This is a genomic window from Polyangium sp. 15x6, assembly GCF_029960785.1.
GTDB lineage: Bacteria > Myxococcota_A > Polyangia > Polyangiales > Polyangiaceae > Polyangium.
This window is the reverse complement of record NZ_JASBQE010000024.1, coordinates 1-23,976: the sequence shown is the minus strand read 5'-3', so window position 1 is coordinate 23,976 and position 23,976 is coordinate 1. Positions and strand designations below refer to the sequence as shown.

The 23,976-nt window shown below is 68.2% G+C and carries 12 protein-coding genes; 5 read left to right on the top strand and 7 right to left on the bottom strand.

What is annotated here, in order from left to right:
- Window positions 1–93: 93 nt before the first annotated feature.
- From QHF83_RS19395 to QHF83_RS19385, 3 genes are all read left to right on the top strand, one after another.
- Window positions 94–5,166 (top strand): AAA family ATPase, encoded by a 5,073-nt coding sequence (locus tag QHF83_RS19395; protein ID WP_282419355.1) that lies wholly within the window; start codon window positions 94–96, stop codon window positions 5,164–5,166.
- Between the two features lie 49 nt (window positions 5,167–5,215).
- Complete coding sequence (locus QHF83_RS19390; protein ID WP_282419354.1) at window positions 5,216–6,226, top strand: hypothetical protein; 1,011 nt, start codon at window positions 5,216–5,218, stop codon at window positions 6,224–6,226.
- Window positions 6,227–6,410: 184 nt separating this feature from the next.
- Window positions 6,411–7,019 (top strand): hypothetical protein, encoded by a 609-nt coding sequence (locus tag QHF83_RS19385; protein WP_282419353.1) that lies wholly within the window; start codon window positions 6,411–6,413, stop codon window positions 7,017–7,019.
- Window positions 7,020–7,615: 596 nt separating this feature from the next.
- On the opposite strand, the gene QHF83_RS19380 is transcribed toward QHF83_RS19385, so the two are convergent.
- From QHF83_RS19380 to QHF83_RS19350, 7 genes are all read right to left on the bottom strand, one after another.
- Entirely contained in the window at window positions 7,616–8,131 is a 516-nt protein-coding gene (locus QHF83_RS19380) for a hypothetical protein (RefSeq protein WP_282419352.1), read from the bottom strand.
- Window positions 8,132–8,145: 14 nt separating this feature from the next.
- The gene (locus QHF83_RS19375; protein ID WP_282419351.1) at window positions 8,146–9,792 is read right to left on the bottom strand and encodes a hypothetical protein; all 1,647 of its coding nucleotides are present in this window, start codon (window positions 9,790–9,792) and stop codon (window positions 8,146–8,148) included.
- Window positions 9,793–9,850: 58 nt separating this feature from the next.
- Window positions 9,851–12,112 carry a kelch repeat-containing protein gene (locus QHF83_RS19370; protein ID WP_282419350.1) on the bottom strand — a complete coding sequence of 754 codons (2,262 nt, stop codon included), beginning with the start codon at window positions 12,110–12,112 and terminating at the stop codon, window positions 9,851–9,853.
- A 685-nt stretch (window positions 12,113–12,797) separates the two neighbouring features.
- Window positions 12,798–14,708, bottom strand: coding sequence for a VCBS repeat-containing protein (locus QHF83_RS19365; RefSeq protein WP_282419349.1), 1,911 nt, complete (start codon window positions 14,706–14,708; stop codon window positions 12,798–12,800).
- Window positions 14,709–14,736: 28 nt separating this feature from the next.
- Entirely contained in the window at window positions 14,737–15,963 is a 1,227-nt protein-coding gene (locus QHF83_RS19360; RefSeq protein WP_282419348.1) for a kelch repeat-containing protein, read from the bottom strand.
- An 84-nt stretch (window positions 15,964–16,047) separates the two neighbouring features.
- Entirely contained in the window at window positions 16,048–18,594 is a 2,547-nt protein-coding gene (locus QHF83_RS19355) for an MYXO-CTERM sorting domain-containing protein (RefSeq protein ID WP_282419347.1), read from the bottom strand.
- A 98-nt stretch (window positions 18,595–18,692) separates the two neighbouring features.
- The gene (locus QHF83_RS19350; protein ID WP_282419346.1) at window positions 18,693–19,760 is read right to left on the bottom strand and encodes an AraC family transcriptional regulator; all 1,068 of its coding nucleotides are present in this window, start codon (window positions 19,758–19,760) and stop codon (window positions 18,693–18,695) included.
- Between the two features lie 1,128 nt (window positions 19,761–20,888).
- On the opposite strand from QHF83_RS19350, the gene QHF83_RS19345 reads away from it, so the two are divergent.
- Both QHF83_RS19345 and QHF83_RS19340 read left to right on the top strand, forming a co-directional pair.
- Window positions 20,889–22,295, top strand: a complete 1,407-nt coding sequence (locus QHF83_RS19345) for a hypothetical protein (RefSeq protein WP_282419345.1) — start codon at window positions 20,889–20,891, stop codon at window positions 22,293–22,295.
- Between the two features lie 234 nt (window positions 22,296–22,529).
- Window positions 22,530–23,975 carry a recombinase family protein gene (locus tag QHF83_RS19340; RefSeq protein ID WP_282419344.1) on the top strand — a complete coding sequence of 482 codons (1,446 nt, stop codon included), beginning with the start codon at window positions 22,530–22,532 and terminating at the stop codon, window positions 23,973–23,975.
- Window position 23,976: the final 1 nt, after the last annotated feature.

Sequence of the window (23,976 nt, the reverse complement as noted above, 5' to 3'; positions counted from 1 at the left end):
TACCCGAGGACGGGATCCCCATGCCGTCGGTGCCCGTTCGTCGCGTGTTGAGCAACCACGGCCACGATTGCAGGGGGTTCGGTCGAGGATGCCATGCGTTCGAGTCTTCCCAGCTACGTCCTGTCGGATATCCTTCACGAGACCGACACCACCATCATCCATCGGGGCCACAGAATCGCGGATCACGCCCCGGTCGCGGTGAAGCTCCTCAAGCACGAGCACCCGACCCCGCGGGACATCGCGAAGCTCCGGCACGAGTACGCCATCCTGAAGAGCCTGCACATCCCCGGCATCCTCACGGCCTACGGCCTCGAGCGGCTCAGCAACGGCCTCGCGCTCGTCATGGAGGACCGCGGCGGCGAGCCGCTCGACACGATCCTCGAGGAGAAGCGGCTCGACGTCGGCACGGCGCTCCACATCGCCTCCGCGGTCGCGGGAATCCTGGATTCCCTGCACCGCGCCCACGTGATCCACAAGGACACCAAACCTTCCAATATCCTCTACAATCCTCGAACGCGGGAGGTCATGCTCATCGATTTCGGCATCGCCGCGCGCGTCTCGCAGGAGACCCAGCGCCCCGCGAGCTCGGAGCTCATCGAGGGGACGCACGCGTACATGTCGCCCGAGCAGACCGGGCGCATGAACCGGCAGATCGACCACCGCACGGATTTTTATTCGCTCGGCGTCACCCTCTACGAGATGCTCACCGGCGTCCGGCCCTTCCGCTCGACCGACGCGATGGAGCTCTTGCACAGCCATATCGCGCGGCAGGCCACGCCCCCGCACGAGCTCGCGCCCGAGATCCCGAAGGCCGTCTCCGACATCACCATGAAGCTCCTGGCCAAGGCCGCGGAGGACCGTTATCAGCAGGCCTACGGGCTGAAGGCCGATCTCGACGAATGCCTGCGGCAATGGGAGGCGAACGGGTGGATCGGGCCCATGGCGCTCGGCCGGCTCGACCTCGGCGGCGAGCTGCGCGTGCCCCACAGGCTTTATGGCAGGGAAGACGACGAGCGGGCGCTCCTCGCCGCGTGGGATCGCGCGCGGGAAGGCAAAGCCGAGGGGCTGCTCGTCGCCGGGTATGCGGGCGTGGGCAAATCGGTCCTCGTCGGCGAGATGCACAAGGCCATCGCTCGCCGCCCCGGCGCGTATTTCGTCGCGGGCAAGTTCGACAAGCTCAACCGAAGCGTGCCCTACGCCCCCTTCGTCCACACCTTTCGGGAGCTCGTTCGGCGCATCTTGACCGAGCCCGCGGAGGCCCTCGCGCGCTGGCAGGGCAAGCTCCGGAGGGCCCTCGGGCTGAGCGGCCAGCTCATCGCCGACCTCATCCCCGAGCTCTCTCTGCTGCTCGGGCCGCAGCCGAGCCTCCCGGAGCTCGCGCCGACGGAGGCCCAGAACCGGTTCGCCCTCGTCTTCGAAAGCTTCGCGCGCGTGTTCACCGCCGAAGAGCACCCGCTCTGCATCTTCCTCGACGATCTGCAATGGGCCGATCCCGCGTCGCTCAGGCTCCTCCGGATCCTCCTCTCCGGCCCGCAGAGCCGCTACCTCCTCGTGATCGGCGCCTATCGTGACAACGAGGTCGAGCCCGGACACCCGCTCCTTTCGGCCCTGGACGAGCTCCGCAAGGAGGGCGTCGCGCTCCGATCGCTCACGCTCCAGCCGCTCTCACCCCGGGCCGTCGGGGAGATGATCGGCGATATCCTCGGGTCCGACGCCGAGGCGTGCGCGCCCTTGGCGGAGCTCGTCTTCACGAAGACCCACGGAAACCCGTTTTTCATTCATCAGCTCCTGCGCGACCTCCACAAGCAAGACCTGATCGCGTTCGACGCGCGCGCTCGCGCCTGGGTATGGGACCTCGAGCGTATCCAGCGGGCGAACATCACGGACAACGTCGTCGATTTCATGATGCACAAGCTGCGGGGGCTCAGGCCCTCCACGCAGCGCGCCTTGAAGCTCGCGGCGTGCGTCGGGCACAGGTTCACCCTGCGCACGCTCGCCACGCTCGGCGAGCAATCGATGACCGAGGCGGTCGCGGCCCTCTGGGAGGCGCTCGAGGAGGGCCTCGTCCTGCAGCTCGACACCGAGGACCGGTTCATCGATGCCGCCGATCCGTCGGCGACCGAGGCCTTCGACGTCTCCTACAGGTTCCTCCACGATCGCGTGCAGCACGCGGCCTACGCGCTCCTCGGGGATGGCCGCGAGCGCGAGACGCACCTCCGCATTGGCCGGCTCCTGCTCGCGGGCCGCGCCGCGAACGCGGTCGGCGAGGAGCTCTTCGATATCACGAACCACCTCGACATCGGCGCCGAGCTGATCACCGATCCCGCTGAACGATCGACGCTCGCCCGATTGAACCTCGCGGCCGGGAGGAGGGCCAAGGCGGCCGCCGCGTACCAGGCCGCCGCCGGTTATCTCGGGGCAGGGCTCGCGCTCCTCTCCGCGTCGAGCTGGGACGAGGACCCTGAGCTCGCGTACTGGCTCCACGTGGAGCAAGCCGAATGCGAGGCCATCAATGGCCGCATGGACGTGTCGGACGCGCTCTTCGAGGTGCTCCTCGCCCGCGCCCGGACGAAGCTCGAGCTCGCGCACGTCGATTGCCTGCGCATGAACCTCTGCACCACGGCCGGCCGGCTGCCCGAGGCCATCAAGGCCGGGCTCCGGGGCCTCGCGCGCTTCGGGGTGGAGATCCCCGAAGGCGAGGAGGCGCGAAAGGCGTTGCTTGCCCGGGGAATGGAGGAGGTGGACGCGATCCTCGGCGAGCGACGTATCGAGGATCTCGTGGACGCCCCGGAGATGACCGATCCGGAGCGCAGGGCGGTCCAGAAGCTTTTGATCTTCCTCACCTCGCCGGCCTATTACGAGGGACCGACGTTCATCGCCCTCGTCGCGCTGAAGCAGGTCGAGATCTCCCTTCGATACGGCCATTCGGATGGGTCCGCCTACGGCTACGTCCTTTATGGCTTCATCCTGGCCGGGGGGATGGATCGGTACGAGGAGGCCCATCGTTATGGCCGGCTCGCGCTCGCCTTGCAGGAGAGGTTCGGCAGCGTCGAGATTACGGCCATGGTGAACACGGTGTTCGGCGTGTACCTGCATTTCTCGAGGCCGGTCCGGGAGGCCATCGCGTATTACAGGCGCGCCTACGAGTCCGACCTCGTCTCGGGCGATTTCGTGTACACGTCGCACGCCTGCTTCTACACGATGATCGTCCGGCTGAGCCTCGGCGAGGATCTCGCCGTGGTGCGCGAGGAGCTCGACCGGTTCCTCGGGCTCACGCAGCGGACCAAGGAAGCGATGGCCATCGGCTTCCTGACGATCACGAAGCACACGCTCGCGGCCCTCACGGGGCGCACGGCGAGCCGCACCTCCCTCGCCAGCGAGTCGTTCGACGAGGCCGCCTTCGTCGCCTCGCACGAGGCGGCCGGGGCGCACTTCATCACGTGCTGGTATTACACGGTGAAGGCCCAGCTCTTTTATCTCCACGGCGATCCCCGGGCCGCGCTCGAAATGGCCAAGCGCGCGGACGAGCAGCTCGGCAGCAGCGCGGGCCAATACTTCGCGACCGAGCTCTCGTTCTACCTCTGCATGGCGAGTCATGCGCTCTCTCTGGGCGCCTCGCCCGAGGAGCGGGCGCGGTACGCGGCGGCGGCCGCTCCCCATCAGGAAAAGCTCGCGCGGCTCGCGGAAAGCTGTCCCGAGAACTTCCGGCAAAAGCTCCTGCTCGTGCGGGCCGAAGAAGCCCGCGCTTCGGGGCGGGACGCCGAGGCGATCGATCTCTACGACGCGGCCATCGAGGCTGCCCGCGAGAATGGTTTTACCTCGCTGGAAGCCCTCGCGAACGAGCTCTGCGCGCGGCTCTACCTTGCCAAGGGCAAGACCCGGGTCGCGCACATCTACATGTCCGACGCGCATTACGCCTATCTACGCTGGGGGGCCACGGCGAAGGCGGACGACATCGCCGAACGATATACGCACCTGCTCCCCCCGGCTGCGGCGCTACCCGCGACGAACGTCGCCACCACGGCCGCCGCGAACCTCCGCTCCCTCACGACGACGACCACGACGAGGGCCTTCGCCGCCGAGCTCTTCGAGGCCGCGGCCGTCGTCCGGTCCGCTCAGGCCATCGCGGCCGAGCTCGTGCTCGACAAGGTGGTCGAGCAGGTCTTGAAGCTCGTCATCGAGATTGGCGGCGCGCAGCGGGCGGTCCTGCTCCTCGGGCGCGACACACAACTCGTGATCGCGGCCTCGATCTCGGTCGAGCCGGACCGGGTGGAGCTCGGCCTCTCGACGCCGCTCGAGCAGAGCGCGGGCCTGCCTCGGACCATCGTGCAATACGTCGCGAGGACGAGAGAGCCCATCGTCCTCGGCGACGCGGGCGCGGAGAGCCGATTCTCGGCCGATCCCTACATCGCGGAGATAAAACCGAAATCGGTCCTCTGCCTGGCGATGGTGCAGAAGGGCGAGCTCGGGGGGATCCTCTACATGGAAAACAACTGTGTGAAGGAGGCGTTCACGCCGCGCCAGACGGAGCATTGCACGCTCCTCGCGTCGCAGGCGGCGATCGCCGTGGCGAACGCGCTCCTCTATCAGCAACTCCAGGAGATGACCGCCGAGCTCAAGCGCTCGAACGAGGCGCTGGAGAGCGAGGTCGAGCGGCGCACCGCGGAGCTTTTCGACGCGAACGAGCGCCTCTCGAACGAGCTCTCCGAGCGGGCGCGGGGCGAAGAGGAGCGCGCCCGATTGCAGGAGGAGATCATCCGCGCGCAGAGCGCCCGCCTCTTGGAGCTGTCCACGCCCATGATCCCGATCACGGACCGGATCATGGTCATGCCGCTCATCGGAGCGATCGACGAGCAGCGGGCCGAGCAGGTGCTCACGACGGCGCTCGAAGGCGCGCAGGCGCATCGGGCCGAGGTCGTGATCATCGACATCACGGGCGTGAAGGTGATGGACACGGCCGTCGCCAGCACGCTGCTCCGCACGGCGGGGGCGCTCAAGTTGCTCGGCGCCGAGGCGATGCTGACGGGGCTCAGCCGCGAGGTGGCGCAGACGCTCATCTGCCTGGGCCTCGACCTCGGGAGCATCGTCACGATGGGCACGCTGCGCAGCGGCATCGCGCGCGCCCTCAAGCTCCGCGGGTCGGCGTCGCTCCGAGCACAGGGATAACGCCGCCCGCCTCCTTCGCCCGCGGCGGAGGAATGCTATGAGCCCTCGTGTGCATCTTCGCCTTGCTTCGTTGCTGCTCCTCTCCTGCGTGACCGCCTGCGCCCCGGCCGCCCCCGCGCCTCCCCCGCAGAGCGCCCTCCCTTCTCCACCTGCGCTCCCCTCGCCCGGCAGACCGTTACCGCTGCCCACGCGCTTCATGGCCGACCGGTTCTTCGTGGAGCCCATCACCACCAGCGGGGCCCGGCTGCTCCTCTACACCGATACCGGCGGCGGACTCTTCCTCACCCGCAGCGCCGTCGAGCGGCTCGGCCTCCCGACAGAGCAGATCGCGGGCGACGAGGGGCTGGCCGAGGGTGTACGGCTCCCGCCCTTCAAGCCTGAGGCTTCGATTCCCCCGGTGACCGTGCTGGGGGGGCACCTCGGCGTGGCCTCGAAGGACAAGAAGGCTTGTGAACGTGAGACCAGCGACGGCATGCTCGGCCAGGCCTGGTTCCAGGGCCGCACGTGGACCTTCGATTACCCGGGCCGCCGGCTCCTCCTCCGCGCCACGGGCGATCTGCCAGCGCACGACGCGTCTCACCGGGTCTCGCTCGGCTTTCCCATGAACGAAGCCGGCACGCGGGCGACCAACTTCCCGCGCATCCAGGCGCAGATCGACGGCCAGACCGTGGATCTCCTCTTCGACACGGGCGCGACCGTGAACCTCACGGATCAGGCGGCAGCGGCGCTCGCGGACGGCGGGCCTGTGGTGCGCGCCACGAGCTTCATCGTGCAGTCCACCTTCGACCGGTGGCGCCAGGATCACCCGGAGTGGCGTGTGATCGAGGGCGCCGACCTTTGCGCCCGCGGGGAGCCGATGATCGAAGTCCCGCGGATCACGGTCGCGGGTCACGAGGTTGGGCCGGTCTGGTTCGTGCGGCGGCGGGATGCGAATTTTCACGAGTGGATGTCGCAGTGGATGGATAAACGGGTGGACGGCGCGCTGGGCGGGTCAGCGCTTCACGACTTCCGGGTGACCGTCGACTACCCGAGCGCGGTCGCCGTGTTCGAGCGGCCATAACGAAATCCGCGCCGATTGCCGAGCACTTCATCACACCGCTTCCGCCTCCGCTCCCGCCTGCCGCAGAGCGCCATTGTTGTACTCGGTTGCTAGATAGCCTACCATGGTTGGCGCATACCGCGACGTTGCCCGGAAATTCCGTGGATTCGTCGCGGGGCACCACGCTTGCTCGCCGATGCGGCCAATGAAATCCACTTACACTCTCTTCACCCTCTTTTTTGCTTCGTTTGCTGCCGGCTGCGGCGCGAAGGCCGGCCTCGAGGTGCCAGTCGACTCCTCGTGCCAGGCCCCGTCGTTCACGCGCTCGATCGAGCTGGGCGCCGCCATGCCCGCCGAGGGCGAGTCCAGCCTCGGCGGGCTGTGTCTCGACGAGGTGCCGTACCTCGATGCCTTGGGCGACGCCTCCTGCTTCGTGCTCGATGTGCGCGCTGGGGGCGGCGCGTGCACTTGCGACGCCGCGCAGGGTTTTGCACCCGTCGCGCCGGAGCACGCCGGCGCGGTGGCGGGCGCAGCCTCCGACTGCGTCTGCGAGGTGCTGCCGATCGCGGGCGATCCCGCGCACGTCGAGGCCTGCTTGAATGTCGACCTCCAGGACGACGTCGTCGTGGACGACCAGCCGGTGAACGGCTGGTGTTATGTCGACCCGCCGCGTGGAAACCCCGCGCTCATCGCGTCTTGCCCGAGCGACTCGCCGCGCATGGTCCGCTTTGCCGGCGCGGCGACGCAGGAGGCGTCGGTGCTGAGGACGGTCTTCGTCGTCTGCCAGACGGGGCCCGCCGTCTGCGATGGGTGAGCCCTGCTCCTCGCCTCGCGAGCGGCACACAATGAGATTTATCTGGGAGCCGCTGCGCTGGGGCGTTGCCCCAGGCCCCACCGGGGCTATCCGCCCCTGGACCCGGACCAGCGCAAGCGCTGGACCTTTTGTGGGAGAACTGCGCGGTGCGCAGTTCTCCCAGCAGGCCGTCGAGACGTCGCCGGTCTCGACCGGGCCTGTGCGATGAACTGCGCACCGCGCAGTTCATCGTCCTGGGTCCAGCCCCTGGCTGGTCCGGGTGCAGGGGCGGACAGCCCCTGCTGGGGCCTGGGGCAACGCCCCAGCGCAGCGGCTCCCAGATGAGACCCATGCTCAGATGTGTTGAGAGGCCGGATCGTCTGGTGAAAAGTGCGGAAAGTGCTGGAGCCGTTGGGGGGATCACGTGCGTCGTGATGGGACCAATGCTCAGGTCCTGGAGGGGAAGTGTCGAGAAGCGGGGCTCCTGCCGTGAACGCCCCCCGGAGAAGACGGCGTATGCGCGGATGAGGAAAGCACGGGCCGCTGCGCGGGCTGCGTATCATGCCGTTGGCAAGCTGCCCCGCGCCATGAAACGGCGGTAGCCCGGCGGGAGGGCATTATTGCGACTTCATCACCTTGACCGGCCGACCGTCTTTATCGACCTTGCTCTCCCCGGCCGGCGCGCCTTTGGGCTGGCTACCTGCATTGACCGTGAACGACTGCACCTTGGCCTGCTCTCGGCCGTTGAAGGTGCCGCTGACGCGGATCGCGAGGTTACTCTCGGTCGCCCCCGCGTCGTAGAGAACGGACACCTTGACGGATTGCCCGTTTCTCACGGACGGCTTCGAGACCGGGCTCGCTCCTCCCTCGAGCTTCAGCCCGTCCACCCCCCAGACCTCGATGGTGATGTTCGAGCCGTCTGCGCCGAAGACGACATCCAGATCGGCCGCGCCTGGCTTTAGCGTCGCGGTCACGTTCACGGGAGCGGAGGGCTTCGCTGTGGGCTCGGATGGGCCTGCCTTCTCGGTCGCGACCGTGCTTGGTGTGGGAGGAGCCGGAGGCCGCGCTCCCTCGGTCCCGCACGCCGCTGCCGCGAGAAGGACGACCATCCCCACGATGCCGATGTATTTCATTATCGATTCCTCTTTCAGTGCGAGATGGTGATGTCGGCCGCGTACGACACGGGCATCGTGTTGTACCCACGCACGCTGAGCACGTAGATCGTCCCTGCCTCCGAATTGAACGTGAGGCTCTCTTCCCCGCTCGGGTTTTCGTCGGACGTGACGAGAACGCCAGCATTGAACACCGCCAGGTCGACGTTGCTCGGGCTGGTGGAGGTGACGGTGATGGGCATCCCGTCGCCTTCGATCTGGTAGTAGACGTTCTGGGAGAGCCGATTGGATTCGCCGTCGCCGGTCAGATCCACGGTGTAGCTATTGCCGACGACGCCCTGCTTGTAGACCGGCAGGCTCCCGGGGAAGCCGCCTGAATGCGTCTCGTTCGTCCCCCACTCGTCCTCGATGGGGTCGATGCCGAAATCGGCGCTTGCGTTGTAGAACGACGTGACCGCGTCGATGCCCGGCGCGGCTTGCGGGTCGTTCTCCTTGAGCGAGGCCACGAACGAGAAGAGCGTCGTGAACGAGGCCTTGTTCTTCTGGCTCTGGTGCGCCTCGTAGATGCCTTTGATGCCCACGCTGACCTGGTCGAAGGGCTCGTTCGGCCCGTCATAGAGATCGTACACGACCCCGTGGACCGTCGTCTCCGAAAACCAGCCCGGGCTCGACTCGGCGTTGTTGTCGTTCATTTCGACATCGTTCGCGAAGCCGCTCGCCTGCCCGGGCCCGGAGCTGTCGGTGTACGTGGTGTCCGGATCGAGGATGATCGCGCTCAAGGCGGTGCAGAACCCTTCGCTCCAGGCGAGCCGCGGGTCCTCGATGTCCCCGGAGCCGTGGGTGCCTCCGATGGTGTCCGCACGGCCGAGCGTCTGGTCGAACCAGTGGCCCCACTCGTGGACGATGATGTGCGAATCGAACTCGTCGGTGTCCACGTCCTCCTTGCCGAGGATGTAGAGCTCCTCGCCGTCAAAATGGGAGGTGCCGACCTGGCCCATGGCTTTGTCTCCCTCCTCGGGGCGATTGTTGATGCTCCAGTTGAATTTGAGCGGAGGGAACGCAGGGGGCGGGGAGACCTCGTCGAGGAAGCGCCTCGCCGCCGTGTAGGCCGTATCGAGCACGGCGAACGGTGCGGCGGCGCGGATCTTGGTGTACGCGGTCCCGTCCCAGCCCGTGGCGGCGAGGACGTCGAGCTTCGCGTCCTCGGCGCTGTCGGCCGTGTTGCTCTCCATCACGTAGACCTCGTCTCCGGACGTATTGTCCTCGACGGTCAACGAGGGGGCTTCTGTTTGGGCGTAGACCCAAAGCTTCACCTTTGCGGCCCCCGTGTAGTCGAAGCTGTAGGCGCCCTCGTCGTCGGAGGTCGTCTTCGCGATCTCGGCGTCGGTGTCGGCGTCGATCAGGCGGACCGAGGCCCCGCGGATCGGGCGCTTCTCGATCTTGCCATAATCGAGCTTTTCGAGGTCGGCGTCGAAGGGCACGTACTCGTACGACAGCGAGCCCGAGAGGCGGAACCCGGCGTCCTGACCGCCGGCTCCGCCGCTTCCCGAGGAAGAGCTACTGCTGCTATTGCTACTGCTGCTGCCATTGTCGTCGTCGCAACCGGCGACGAGCCCGAGGGCGAGCGCTGATATGAGGAAAGGGAGGGTCCTGCGGAGAACGAGAGAGCGTGCGTAGATCATGAAGCATCCTTCTACCGGACTGTCTGGACGCGCCGGCCATGCGTCAGTGATGGGTAGGTCAGCTCCGGCGGCGTCGCGCGAGGAGCATTCCGATGAGCCCGAGCGCAGCCCACGCGGCCGCTCCCTCGCGTCCGGTCGTGCCGGCCGCGACGCAGCCGCACCCGTCGCCCACGATGAGGGGGTCGTCCGCGCCGTTGCCGCCGGTGCCACCGCCGCCGGCCCCGCCGCCGCCGCCATTGCCGCCGCCGCCATTGCCGCCGCTGCCCCCGGTGCCGCTGCTCGACGAGGAGCCGCCGGACATGCAAGCCCCGCCGAGGCACGTGCCGCCGGGGCAAGGCGTGCCGTCGGGTTTGGCCGTGTCCACACATTGACCCGACAGCACCTCACAAACGCCCGGCTCGTGGCACGCGTCGGGCGCCGGGCAGACGACCGGGCTGCCCGGCGCGCAGGTGCCCGCCTGGCAGGTGTCATCGCTCGTGCAGAGATCGCCATCGTCGCAGGTCGTTCCGGTGAGCAACGCGCAAACGCCGTCCGACGCAGCGCCGCCGGCCATCGTGCATGCGTCGCACGCGCCGGCGCTGCAGGCCGTATCGCAGCAGACGCCGTCGGCGCAAAAGCCGCTCGCGCATTCGTCCGCACCAACGCATGCGCTGCCAAGCGGTAATGGTGCGGCACGGAGCTCGGTGCTCGTCATCGAGAACGACGCGTCTCCATGGCCGCCCGTCACGAGCACCTCGTCGCTGGCGAGCAGCGTCGCGCAGTGGTGCTCGCGCGCCGCGGTCATCGCGCCGTCCGGCTTCCACGTATTGCTTGCAGGGTCGAAGATCTCCGCGGTCTCGAGGACCTTCCCGCCACCCCAGCCGCCCGTGGCGAGCACCTCGCCGCTGCCGAGCAAGGTCGCCGTCTGCGCATAACGCGCCTGGTTCAACGAGCCCGCGGCCGACCAGGTGTTCGTGGCCGGATCGTAAAGCTCGGCGCTCGCCAGGGGCTCGCTGCCGAAGCCGCCGGCGACGAGCACCTGGCCATTGCCGAGCAATGTCGCGGTATGCTCCGATCGATGCTGGATCATGCTCGGCGCCGCCGACCAGCCATTCGCCGCCGGGTCGTAGAGCTCGACGCCGTCCGGCCCAGAGACGCTGCCGCCGGCGACGAGCACCTGGCCATTCGGAAGCAGTGTCGCCGTGTGGTTCCAACGGCCCGTGGTCGGGGCTGCCGCGTCGGTCCAAAAGTTTACGAGCGGATCGTAGATCTCCGCGCTCTTCTGCGCGCCGCCCATGAGCGAGTTGGTGCCCCCCACGACGAGCACGCGGCCATCGGGGAGCCGGGTCGCGGTGGCGCGGGTCCGGGCAACCTTGAGCGCGCCCGCAAAGAACCAGGTGCCGCTCATCGGTTCGTAAACCTCGGCGTACGCGAGCGGCGCGCCAGCGGCCTCGCCGCCGGCGACGAGCACATAGCCAAACTCGGTCAGCGTGGCGGTGTGCGAACTGCGGGCCTTCGCCATGGAGCCCGTCGCGGTCCAGGTGTTTGTCGCTGGATCGTAGATCTCCGCGCTCGCCGTTGCGGTCCCGGAACTCTCTCCACCCGCGACGAGCACCTTGCCATCCGGCAGCCGGGTCGCCGTGTGCCACCTTCGACCGGTGTTCATCATGGCAGCGGGGACCCACAGGGGATCGACCAGCACCTCCTCTGCATCGGCGTCCACGTGCAGCTCGAAGCTCGTCCCCTTCGCGACGAGCCACACGCCCACGCTCCGGCCCTCGGCCGCATACGCGACCGGCGCGGTGACCGAGAGCCGCACCACGCCGAGCGCGTCGACGATCTCCACGCGGTCGCCTCGTTGCCGCGCCGTCATGTCGTCGAGCTGCCATGCCGCCACCGCTTCTCCAGCGTGCACCGCGGATGCTTCGAGGTGGAGCCATTCCTCCACGCCTTCCGGGACGCGCGTCCAGAAGGACGTGCCTCCTCGGCGTGGATAGGCCACCGCGTGGTCGGCCAGCACGCCTTTCCCTTGCGTGCCGATCTCGTGCACACGCACCTCGACCCCGCCGAACCCGCGGAAGCGGATCGTCTCGTGACCCTCTCGCGGCAGGGTGACGGGAGCGCGCGAGGAGGCGCTCGCCTCCGACGTGTCCGAAAGCGAGAAGCTCGCGTCCGTGGCGCGTATCAGCGCGTCCTGGTCGAGCACCTGAGCTGCTTGATCGGGAAATCGTTGTCGGAGGGCGCTCGCGGGCCCGAGCTCCTGCGTCGTCGGTTCGCCTCCGCAAGCGCCGCCGAACGACGCCGCGACGAGCAATAGGGGTGTGATGGATGCTTTCGTCATTCTGGGTCCTTCCATAATCGGCAGGGCCGGGAGCACGAGGGCGCTGAGATGACGACGGATGAGAGAAGAAGTCATTTGGGTATCGTTGTCGTCCATGGTCGCCGCGCGGGCTGGCCAGCGCTGGCTTGTGAGTCTCGGGTCGCCGTATTCAATGTTGGTGCCATCGGTGTTGCGGTGCTCGGTGGACGCGGTCTCGGCCGGCTCCGCCAGGCGACGGAGCCTGGACGCGAGGCGGCCTCGATTCCGTCGCTCTTCCGCGGGAGTGAGTGCGGAAGGCCGCACCTGAGGAGCAGGGCGCTCACGGTCCTGCTGTACCGGAGACTCACCGTCATCGAGCCGCGGGCGCGCGCAGCGAGCGGTGCTTGGCGGCGAACGCCCAACGCGCCCGGCGGATGCGGTGGAGCAGCAGAGGGACCTCCCTCCCGCCGTAACCGAAGGACCGGCGGGAGACGAGCAATAGGGGTGTGATGGATGCTTTCGTCATTCTGATCCTTCCATCATCGTCGAGTTTTCAGCGGCGACCGTTCGGCCGACCGTCGTTATCGACCTTGCTCTCCCCGGGCAGCGCGCCCTTGGGCTGGCTGCCCGCGTTGATCGTGAATGCCTGCACCTGGGCCTGCTCTCGGCCGCTGAAGGTGCCGCTGACCATCGACGAGCGCGTGAACGCGCCACCGGGAGGGGCGCGTCAGGGCGCGCAGGTCGAGAGGAGCACGTTCACGGGGCCCTCGCACCCGACAATGAAGTCCGTCCGGCCGTCCGCGTTCAGATCGGCTGCCGTCATGCGGTAGGTGCCACCTGAATAGGAGGACGTGGTCGGGGCACCGAGATTGCCATCACCTGGGTTCAAGAACACCGAGAACATGTTCGAGCTGTTCGAGGTGACCACGACGTCGAGGTCGCCGTCATCGTCGATGTCCCCCGTCTCGACGCCATAGGCGTTCGCGACGATGGGATAATTGACGGGGGCGGCGAACGTGCCACCGCCCTGGTTCAGGAGCACGTCCAGGCCAGAGGAGGAAACGTTGTCGGTGTAGACCGCGGCCAGATCGAGCATCTCGTCGCCGTTCAGATCGGCGATCTCCATCGCGCGAGCCCTCTGGGCGGTGATCGGGTACGATATCGATGCGCCGAAGGTTCCGTCCCCCTGATTGAGGAGGACGTAGACACCGCCGCCGCGCGAAAACGCGAGGTCGGGCTTGCCGTCCTTGTTGAGGTCCCCGGCCTTGAGCATGGCGGGCCCGGTCCCGCTCGTCGTCACCGGGTAGTCGACCTTGGCCGCGAAGGTGCCGTCGCCCTGGTTCAGGAACACGCTCACGTTGTTGACGCCGAAGTACGCGACGGCGAGGTCCATGTCGCCGTCGCCGTTCAGGTCCGCGGCCGCGAGGCCGTGCGGTATCCCGTTTGTCGGGTAACTCACGGGCGCGGCGAGGGTGCCGTCGCCCTGGTTCAGCATGACCCGCAGGTTTCCGGGGTTGCCGGAGCCGAGGACGGCGATGTCCGTCTTGCCGTCGCCGTTCACGTCCGCCGGGACGACCGCGTTGCCCTCCCCCACGGCGTACTGAACGAGCGGGCCGAACGTGCCGTCGCCCAGGCCGAGGCGCACGCTGAGGTTGGGGCCCGTAATGACCTCGATGGTGATCAGATCGAGCTTGCCGTCTCCATCCAGATCCGCCGTCGTGGCGTCTGCGTTCTGGGGCGCCATGGCGACCGTCGTGACGACGAGGGTGTAGCCGCTCGGGCAGGCACACGCGCCGGCCGTGCAGGTCTCGTTCACGGCGCAGACGAGCGGATCCGCGCCCTGGCACATGCCGGCCTGGCACGTGTCCGTTTGCGTGCACGCGTCGCCGTCCGCGCAGGTGGTGCCGTCCGGCGCGTCGGCCACGGCCGGCTGACCGGCGCTGCACGCGGGGACCTTGCAGGGGTCCGCGTCGTCGGGCGGCAGGTCGGTGTCGTCGGCGATGGTGGTGGTGTCGCCGCTGCCGTCACACACGATCGCGCTGCAATCCCCGGAGGCCTGCATGGCCACGGGCGTGTTCGCGGGCGTGAAGCCCACGCCGCAGACCCCGGCCTCGCACGTGCGCGCCTTGCATTCGTCGTCCATGCCCGCGCAGTCGGCCGGCGTGTTGCAACCGACGCACATGCCGTTGCCGTCACACACGAGGCCCGCGCCGCAGGCGGAGCCCGCCGAGAGCGGGGGGTTCGAGGGCACGCCCGCGGTGCACACGTCGCTGGTGCATTCGTTCATGTCGTCGGGCAGGTCGGCGTCGTCGGCTTGCTGGGTCGCGGCGCCGTTGCCGTCACACACGGCCTCTTGGCAATCGCCCGTCACCTGATCGGGCAGGGCGGTCCCGGCCGCCGTGGGCTTGTGCGTGGGCACGCCGTCCTCGCAGACGTCCTCCGTGCAGGGGTTCTCGTCGTCCTCGGGGGTGCATTCGCCGCCGCCCGCGCCGCCATTGCCGCCATTGCCGCCAGCGCCGCCGCTCCCGCCGGCGCCGACGTCGATCTGGCTGCGGTCGACCTTGGCGATGAGCTCGCAGCCGAGCGAACCGCCCGAAAGCAGGACGAGCAACAGGGGTGTGATGGACGCTTTCGTCATTCTGGTCCTCATCATCGTCGACTTCTTTTCAGCGCTTCGACCAGGTCAGCTTCCACAGGTCGTCGAAGAACGCGCTCGAGCCGCCATCGGAGGAGGACCCGCCGTGGAGGAAGAGCTCGAAGGCCGCCTTCGTCTCGCGCACGAAGGAGACGCCTCCCACGCGCGCCGGGGGAATCGGGGCGATGGGATCGAGGGTCATCTCGGTCCACCGGTTCGCCGCCATCGAGTAGAACCAGAGATCATTCGAAACCCTGTCGAACCCGCTCCCGCCGAAGACGACGAGCCCGCCGTGCGCGGTATCGAAGAAGACCACGGCGTTGTCGCGCGGTGACGGCAGATCTCCCTCCGGGTGGAGCCGGGTCCAGGTGAACGTATCGAGGCTGAGCGACCAGAGGTCATTCTCGTAGTTGGTCGGACCGAAGAGCTCACCGGGCGGCGTGTCCGGCCCCTGGTCCGCCCCGAGGCGGTAGCCGCCGAAGATCAGTAGCGAATGGGTGGCCGGATCATATGCACCGGCGGGCCAGGCCCGCGGCGCGGGCTTCTCGCCGTGGGTCGGGACGATTTGCCAGCCCGCCTCCGCGTCGTACATGGCGAGGTCGTCGCGCAGACCGCTGGGCGTCGTGGCGAATCGCGGCAGCGTATTGCCCACGCCGCCGAACGCATAAAACGTCTTCTTCTTCTTCGGGTGGCCAATCGCCGGCACCCCCACGACCGCGGCGGACGAGCGGCGCATGGCGAATGGATCTCCCTGCTCCTCTTGCGGGGCCAGTTCCCATTGACGACTCTTCGTGTGGTAGGTCCACATCTCGGGGAACATGTGATCCGAGCCGGTCCGGAACTGGCCCCGGCCGCCGACGATGCTCACGCAATTGCCGCAGGGGCCGGGGATCATCAGCGTGTCGGCCCGCGGGGCGGGGGTCTCGGGCGATCCGAGGTTCGTCCACGTCATCGTGGAGAGGTCGAGGGAGTAGAAGTCGTTCACGGTGAAATCGGTGGGGAACGCCCCGATCTGACCGCCAAAACGGTAGACGATATCGGGATCGCTACTGCGCGCGAACGAGATGCCGGCCTCCCAGAGCGCGGTCGGGACGTCGCCATGCTGCGGGACGGCCTCCCATTGCGGAGCCGTGGTGAGCCCCACGTAGGTCGCCACCGAAAGCGCCTCCGGCGAGGAAATTTCGAGCGACGTGGGGTCTTGCGCGCTGCAGGCGGCCATGGCGAGGGTCGCCGCGAGGCCGGCGCAACGGCGGCGCATGGATTCGCGAGGCGGATGGAAAAGGTGAGTCATCGATGGATCTCCTGGTTGAAGCGGCGAGGTCGGATCAGCGCGCGGGGCGGGTCAGCTCCGGCGGCGGCGTCGCGCGAAGACCATTCCGATGAGCCCGAGCGCGGCCCACGCGGCCGCTCCCTCGCGTTCGGTCGTGCCGGCCGCGACGCAGCCGCACCCGCCGCTGTCGCCGCTGGTCCCACCGCCGCCAGTGCCACCGCCGCCGCCAGTGCCACCGCCGCCAGTGCCACCGCCGCCAGTGCCACCACCGCCGCCGCTTCCTCCCGCTCCCGTGTCCATGCATGCGCCCGCGAGGCACGTGCCGCCGGTGCAGACCGTGCCGTCGGGCTTGTTCGGGTTCGTCGGGCAGCTCGGCGCGGCACCATCGCAGCTCGCTGCGAGATCACATTCGCCCGTGGCCGGTTGGCATTCGGTCCCCGGCGCCGCCATGGCATCGTCGGGGCAAACGTCGCCCACGCCGTCGCAGGTCTCGGCGGCGTCACACGCGCCCGCGGACGCGCGGCATTCGGTGCCGGCCGAGCGCGGCGCGCACGTCCCGTCCACCGCGGCCCCCGCCGCCACGCTGCACGCCTGGCAATCGGTCGCATCGCCGTCGCCGCAAGCGCTGTCGCAGCACACGCCGTCCACGCAGAACCCGCTGCCGCACTCGGATGCAAGCGAGCACGATGCGCCGTTGCCCGGCAGGAGTACGAACACGTAGGCCGAGCCGGACGAGCTCCCAAGATCATCGTCGCCATACGCCCCGATGAGCGCCGTGTTCCCTGACAGCGCGACCGACACGCCGAACCTATCGCTCTCCACGCCGTCGCTCGCCAAGAGCTTCGTCTCCTGGGTCCAGGCGCCGCCACTCCGCACGAACACATACGCCGCGCCGGCGTACGGTCCGTTTTCGGCGTGTACACTGGCCCCGATGAGCGCCATGTCGCCCGACAGTGCGACCCTCTCGCCAAACCGGTCGTATGCAGCGCCGTCGTTCGCCAAGAGCTTCGCCTGCTGGGACCATACGCCGCCGCTCCGGACGAACACGTACGCCGCGCCTACGCCCGCCCCGTTGATCTCAGCTTCTAACGCCCCGATGAGCGCCGTGTCCTCCGACATCGTGACCGAAAACCCGAAGTAGTCGCCTTCTGCCCCGTCGCTCGCCAAGAGCTTCGTCTCCTGGGTCCACACGCCGCCATTGCGCACGAAGACGTAGGTCGAGCCAGCGTCCGATCCGGTGTCATCATCCCCGTTCGCCCCGACGAGCGCCGTGTCTCCGGACAGCGCGACCGAAGTGCCGAAGTAGTCGTCTGCGGCCCCGTCGCTCGCCAAGAGCTTTCCCTGCTCGGTCAAGGTGGAGAGATCGAACACGTAGACCGAACCTGCGTTGTTCCCGTTGTCGTCATCGTATCGCGCCCCGACGAGCGCCGTGTCCCCGGACAGCGCGACGGAGAAGCCAAATTGGTCGCCCGCCGCGCCGTCGCTCGCCGGGAGCTTCGCCGCCTGGAACCAGTCGTCGCCGCCGCGCACGAACACATACGCCGCACCCTTTTGACTTGCGTTCCCGTACGCCCCCACGAGCGCCATGTCCCCGGACAGCGAGACCGAATTGCCGAACTCGTCGCCCGCCGCGCCGTCGCTCGCCACGAGCTTCGCCTGCTGGGTCCAGGCGCCGCCGCTACGCACGAACACGTACGCCGCGCCGGAGTTGTCCCCCTTGTCATCGTCCCCGTACGCCCCCACGAGCGCCGTGTCCCCCGACAGCGCGACGGATGTGCCAAAGCGGTCGCTCGGGGCCCCGTCGCTCGCCAGGAGCTTCGCTTGCTCGATGCTGAAGAGCGGATCGATCTCCACCGGATACGCTGCCCCCGCGTCCTCCACGTGAACGGCGATCTGCCCTTTCGACACCGAGAGCCACGCGGGCAGCTCCTTCCCTTTGGCGTCCTTCACGAACAGGTCCGCATACGTGAGCGCCACCCGGCCCTCGGCATCGACGAGCCGGATCCGCTCGCCGCGCCCGTCGCCGTCCGCATCGTCGAGCTCCGCGCGCAGCTCGCCGCCGACCTCCATCGTCACGACCTTCGTCCCCGCGCACCCGGGCGCCTCGTCGAGGACGAACCCCTGCTCGAGCCCCAGCGGCCCGTTGAGGTACCACGCCGAGAGCCCTTCGTGCCGGTACGAGACCCGGTTCCCCTCCGCCACGGGCTCCGCCTCGGAGACGGGCGCCACGGCCCCCTCGCAGCCGAGCCCCGCGGTCCGCACCGAGACCGACCACGGCTCGACGTCCGACGTGAGCACCGCCCCCGCGTGATCCATCGTCGTCACGAACCGCGCGGCCTCGTTCTCGGCGACGATGCTCCCCGGACGCGCTGTCCTCGCGGCATACGCCTCCGGCGCCTTCGCCTGCACGGCGGCGATGTACGCCGCGCGCAGGTCCTTCGGCATCGCGGCGCTCGACGACGGCGCTGAAGCTTGCGTCGGGGCGGCGGAGGCCGGCGCCGGCTGGCCCTCGGGGACGGTGTCAGGGCTGCAAGACGCGGCAAGCAGGATCAACACGGCGGCGGCGGAGGCGCGGCGGAGCCACGACCTCCGTCCCGGCAATGGAGAGGCGTATGTCATGGAGACGAATCGATAGCGAAGCGCGATCGCTCCGGCGACGTCCGTCTCGGAGCCGGGGCGAGATCGTTGCGCTTTTCGAGCAGCCTTGCGTTTTTTGATCAGCGCGCGGCGGAGGCGCGGCCGCACGCGAGCGTCTCGGAGGGGCTCTCCTGGAAGCACTTCCTGTACTCGACGCTGAACCGCCCCGCGTTGCGGAAGCCGATGACGGCGGCGACGCTGGACACGGTCGTCTCGGGCCGCGGGGCGAGGAGCATGTGGCGCGCCTGCTCGAGCCGCCGGATCTTCAGAAACTCCATCGGCGTCATGCCCCGCGCCGCGCGGAACGCCGCCTGGAGCGAGCGGGCCGGCGCGCCCGCGGCGGCGACGATGTCCGAGAGCCGGATCGCCTCGCCGGCGTGCGCCGCGATGTACTCCTCGGCCCGGCGCACGACCGCGGGGGCGACGCGCGGGGGCGGGAGCTCGAGCAGGCGCAAACCCTCGTGGCGAGGAATGGTCACGAGCGCGGTGAGGAGCACGTCGAAGAGCCGCGGCCGGACGAACGGCGAGACCGCGGGGCGCTCGATCTCCTCCCGGAGCAGCCGCACGATCCCGTGGAGCGTCGCGCCGCCGCCCGTGGTGAGGTCCAGATCGGGGTCGAACGGGATCGCGCCGCGGCTCGCGTGGCCCGTGAGCATGGCGAAGTGCGCTTCGAGGGCCGATCGCTCGATGGTGACGGTCCGGCCCTTCGAACCCACGGGCAGCCTGATGTTCCCCGGCCGCCCGGGAACGAAGAGCGCGGCCCGCGTTCCAGGAGCGATCGAGAGGCGCCGGCTGCGGATCTCCACCTCCCCGTCGCCGCTGCCTTCCCCTGCGAACACCAGCGCGTACCGATCGCCGAGGGCGGCGGCCTCGACCCGGCCGCCGAGGTCCCAGTCACCCGCCACGAACGACACGGGCCCGGCCGAGGTGACCGCGAAATGACACCGGAAGGCGTTCCCGGCCAGGGGCCGGAGCATTGCGCCCGGGTAGAGGCGGGAGAAGGCGGGGAGCAGCTCGTCGGGGTCGGTGGTGCTGAGGTGACTCTTCACGACCAAGAGGGGCGCCGCTCCTCGACTGGCGGAAAGCGCCACCTTGTCGAGGAGCGGCTGGCTGTGGACGAGATCCGTTCCCGACCTGGCGTGCATCATGCACCTCCATGATCACGCGTACCGGCAGTCAAAGCCAACGCGATGGTGCTGCTGCCTGGACATCGCGCGGAGCGAGCGCTTAGCCAAGACCACGGTATGCAAGCAGATTCCGCTTCCGCGGCTCTCCCCCTCGACAGCCCGGTTGCATGTCGGCGAGCCTACGCCCTGTTTTCGGGGGGCTCGCTTTGCATGCGGATACTTGCGTCGCGCATGATCGAGATACGCTCGTCATCGAAGCGAAGTGGAATGGCCGCGCGCAGGGTTCGACGGTCGTTCCGGGGCTGCGTGAGCTCGATATCACGCTCGCTCGACGGGACGATAACGTCTTTCCGCGACACGCTCGATCGCCAGGTGCGAGCTTCGCCCGGACGTGAACCCGGAGACGGGCGAGGTGTTCCCCCCCGCGGACCCCGGCGCGAACGCGCAGACCTGAACCCCGAGCGCGCTCCGGACCGCTCGCGCAGGGGGCCACGCCGAGATCAATCCCCGCCCGGAGACTTCCGCGAGGTCGGCAAGCCGACATCGACCCCCGCCCGGAGACTTCCGCGAGGTCGGCAAGCCGACATCGACCCCCACCCGGAGACTTCCGCGAGGTCGGCAAGCCGACATCGACCCCCGCCCGGAGACTTCCGCGAGGTAGGTAAACCTACATCGACCCCCAGGGAGAGACCTCTGGGAGGTAAAATCGCCTACATCAACCGTCAGGAAAGGTCCTCGGGGAGGTGTTCGTGTCTACGTTCATCTCGAGCTGGAGGGCTCGGGGAGGTCGGTACGTCGGCATCAACGTCGCATCGATGACCTTCGGGAGGTCTCCGAGGGGGGGACAAGTACGAGCTCATGCGGAGCGCGCCCAAGAGTCGTCTCGGTGCGCTGCTCCGTGGGGCCCATCTTTCGGTTTGGATCTCACCATTGACGATACTCATGGGAAAATTTCCGCAATCGGGCGCTTCGAGCAAGCGTGCCTGCGGTCGCTCCATACACGCCGCGATGCACAAGTCGAGCACGCTTGCGCAGTTCGTGCAGCATTGCGCAATTCGCCTCCACGCAATCGATCCGCCATTCCCTCTCCTGGCCCCCGAACGAGCGCGGCATGCAATGTGCTGAGCGCATCGGCCAAGGAGATTGATGATGAAGAAGATTGCTTTCGTCGTGCCGTCCGGCGTCGCGCCCCTCGCCCCCTCGCACGCGCAAAAAAGGTCGAAGCGCCTCGCCGTGATGCCGGTCGTGCTGGGCCTTCTAACCGCCGCCGCCGCCGGATGCACGACGGAGACGGCCCCGGTCGACGACAGCGAGGTTCTGCAGGCCACCGCCGAGGCTTCCGCCGCCCTGTCGGCAACGCTGCTGGGCTTGGTGGAGCGCGAGCAGGTCGTCGGCGACGTGTACCATTACAGCTTCCTGCTGAAGGTGGGGGACACCCCCAATGCGCGCATCCGCGTGCACCGGGTCGTGCGCGAGGATTCGCCCAACGTCGCGCATCCGACGTCGCAGGCCATCCTGCTCATGCACGGCGATTTCGCGAACTTCACCACGAACTTCGTGCCGTCGCGGATCAGCGCTGCCGCGAAGCCCGATCGCGATCTGGCCGTGTACCTGGCCAAGCGCGGGATCGACGTGTGGGGCGTCGATCGGCGGTGGACGACGGCGCCCGCGGAGGGGACCGATTTCTCGGATTTCGCCGGCATGGGGGTGGCGCAGGCCGTCTCGGATACGGGCCTCGCGCTGTCCTTCGCGCGCACGCTCCGCACCCTGACGGGCGGGGGCAAGGCGCGCCTGTTCCTGGGCGGGTTCAGCAGCGGCGCGCAGCTCACGTACCTGTATGCGGCCGAGGAGAGCCAGAAGCCGCTGGCGCAGCGGCACGTGAAGGGCATCGTGCCCATCGATATCTACGGCAAGCTCTCCCCGGCGGACGAGTCGCTGAGGCTCTACGCCTGCGCGAATGCGGCCGACGAGTATGATTGGGTCGCGCAGGGGTTCGTGGACAGCGACAACAGCACGTTCGCCCAGCCGCTGGGCGCGCTCGCGGCTTCCGCACCCTGGGGCGATTCGCCGATCTTCGAGGGTTACACGAACCGGGAGGCGATGCTCGGGTTCGTGGCGGCGACGTTCCTGCTTTATGAGCCGAAGCCCCAGTATCACCTGGTGGCCGGCGTGTACAAGAATGGGTTTCCGAGCACGTTGCGCTATTCGTCGGAGGCGCTCATCAGCGACTGGCTCGCGCATTCGCCGCCGCACGAGTCGCTGGTGGAGACCGCCGACCGGGATGCCATGTGGTGCGGGACCGGGACCCTGCCGCTCGCGGATCACCTCGCCGACATCTCGGTGCCGCTCTTCTATCTCGGCGCCGCGGGCGGCTTCGGCGATCACGGGCTTTACACGACCACGCTGGTGGCCTCCACGGACGTGACCACGCACGTGGTGCGCCGCCTTCCGGCCTCGAGCGAGGTCGAGGACTTCGGCCATGCGGATTTGCTTTACGCAGAGGATGCGCCCGCGCTCGCGTGGGCGCCGCTCGCGCAGTGGCTGCTCGCGCATTGAAGTGTTTTCGTTCCCGCCTCCGCCTCCGCCTCCGCCTCCGCGCCCGCCTCCGCTCCCGCTCCCGCTCCCGCCTCCGCGCCCGCTCCCGATCAGGGATCCATTTGCTACGTACCACCTAGGCCGCTACTCCAATGATTACAACAACTTACGCGACTCTGAGAGCGACGCGCGGCCCGGTACTTTAGCTGATCGCTTGTTCAGTAGTCGAGCCTGTCCGTTAGAGAGGTCTCGACCATGGATCCCAAGAACGGCATCATGCCCGGCATGGGCGGCAAGGGTAGCAAGGGCAGCAAGGCGCGCGGCACGGCGCAGAAGGGCGCGCACGTGAGCCCCCCGGGAGAAGTCTCTTTCTTCGACGCCGCACCCGACGCGCCCGCGGTCGTGAACGCAGGGCCCACGATCGAAGATCCTTCCGCGGTCAAGCGTGTTTTCACGGTCAACGGTCCGCACGCAGGGACGGCGCGAGTCCTCGCCTATCGGCGCGTCTCCACGATGGAGCAAATGCGATCCGGGACGTCGCTCGACGCGCAGGACGAGGAGATCCGGCGTTACTGCCAATATGCCCGCCTCCCCGGTCCGATTGACTTTGAGGAGACGGAATCGGGCGGCGTCGAGTCACAAGAGAAGCGAGAGAAGATCGCCGCCCTGCTAAAGGCAGTCCGCCCGGGGGATCTCGTGATCGTGGCGAAGCTCGATCGGTTCTCCCGTGACATCGTGTTCACGATCTCCGCCGTACGCGACATCATCAAGCGGGGGGCGCGCTTCCTGTCCCTGGCCGAGCGATTCGACGCGTCTACCCCGGAGGGTGAGACGCAAATGGCGCTGTGGGCCTCTATCGCGCAAATGGAGCGGGCCCGCATCCGCGAGCGCACGGAAGGCAACCGGAAGCGGCTGCGCGCCCTGGGGAAGTTCGTAGAGGGCCAGCCCCCCTTCGGCTACGTGCGGGCCAAGGGGGCGGACGTCCACGATAAGCCGCGCCGATTGGAGATCGATCCGATCAAAGCGCCGATCGTGCGTCAGATGTTCGATATGTGCATCGCAGGGCACAGCGCGAACGACATCGCGCGACATTGCCAAACCACCTATCCGGGCCTCTCCGCCTTCCGCTCTCGTTGGATCCTGGCATTGCTTAAAAACCGCATGTACGCCGGACAGATTGCAACGACCCCTGTAAGGCCCGACAAAAACCGCCAGTTGACACAGAAGCCCGCTGAATGGGTCGACGCGCACGAACCGATCGTCACCCTGCAAATGTGGCACACGGCGCAGCATGCACTGTCAGGGCGCCGCAGCTACGGGCGCAAGGCGAGCACGACGACGATCACGGCACAATGGTTGATCCGAGGGCTCGCCCGGTGCTCCCTTTGCGGCTCCATGATCACGTCGCACCCCGCGAGCGAGAAAAACAAGCATGCAGGCTACTACGTGTGCCGCAAGCGATACGCTCCCGAGTTGAAGCACGGGACGCGGGAGCGTTGCCAGGGAGCGCCCTGGAATCGGCAGGATGAGATCGATCCGAAGATCGAAAAACTCGCGGCGCGTCACTTCAAAGCGCTAGAGCGCCGAACGGTTCGATCCTCCCAGGAACTACGCGGCGTTGGCCATGTCGCTGCGACGCTGGATTACCTCGAGGTTCAGCATGGCGGCATGGCGTCTCAGGTCGAAGAGATTGTTGCGTAAG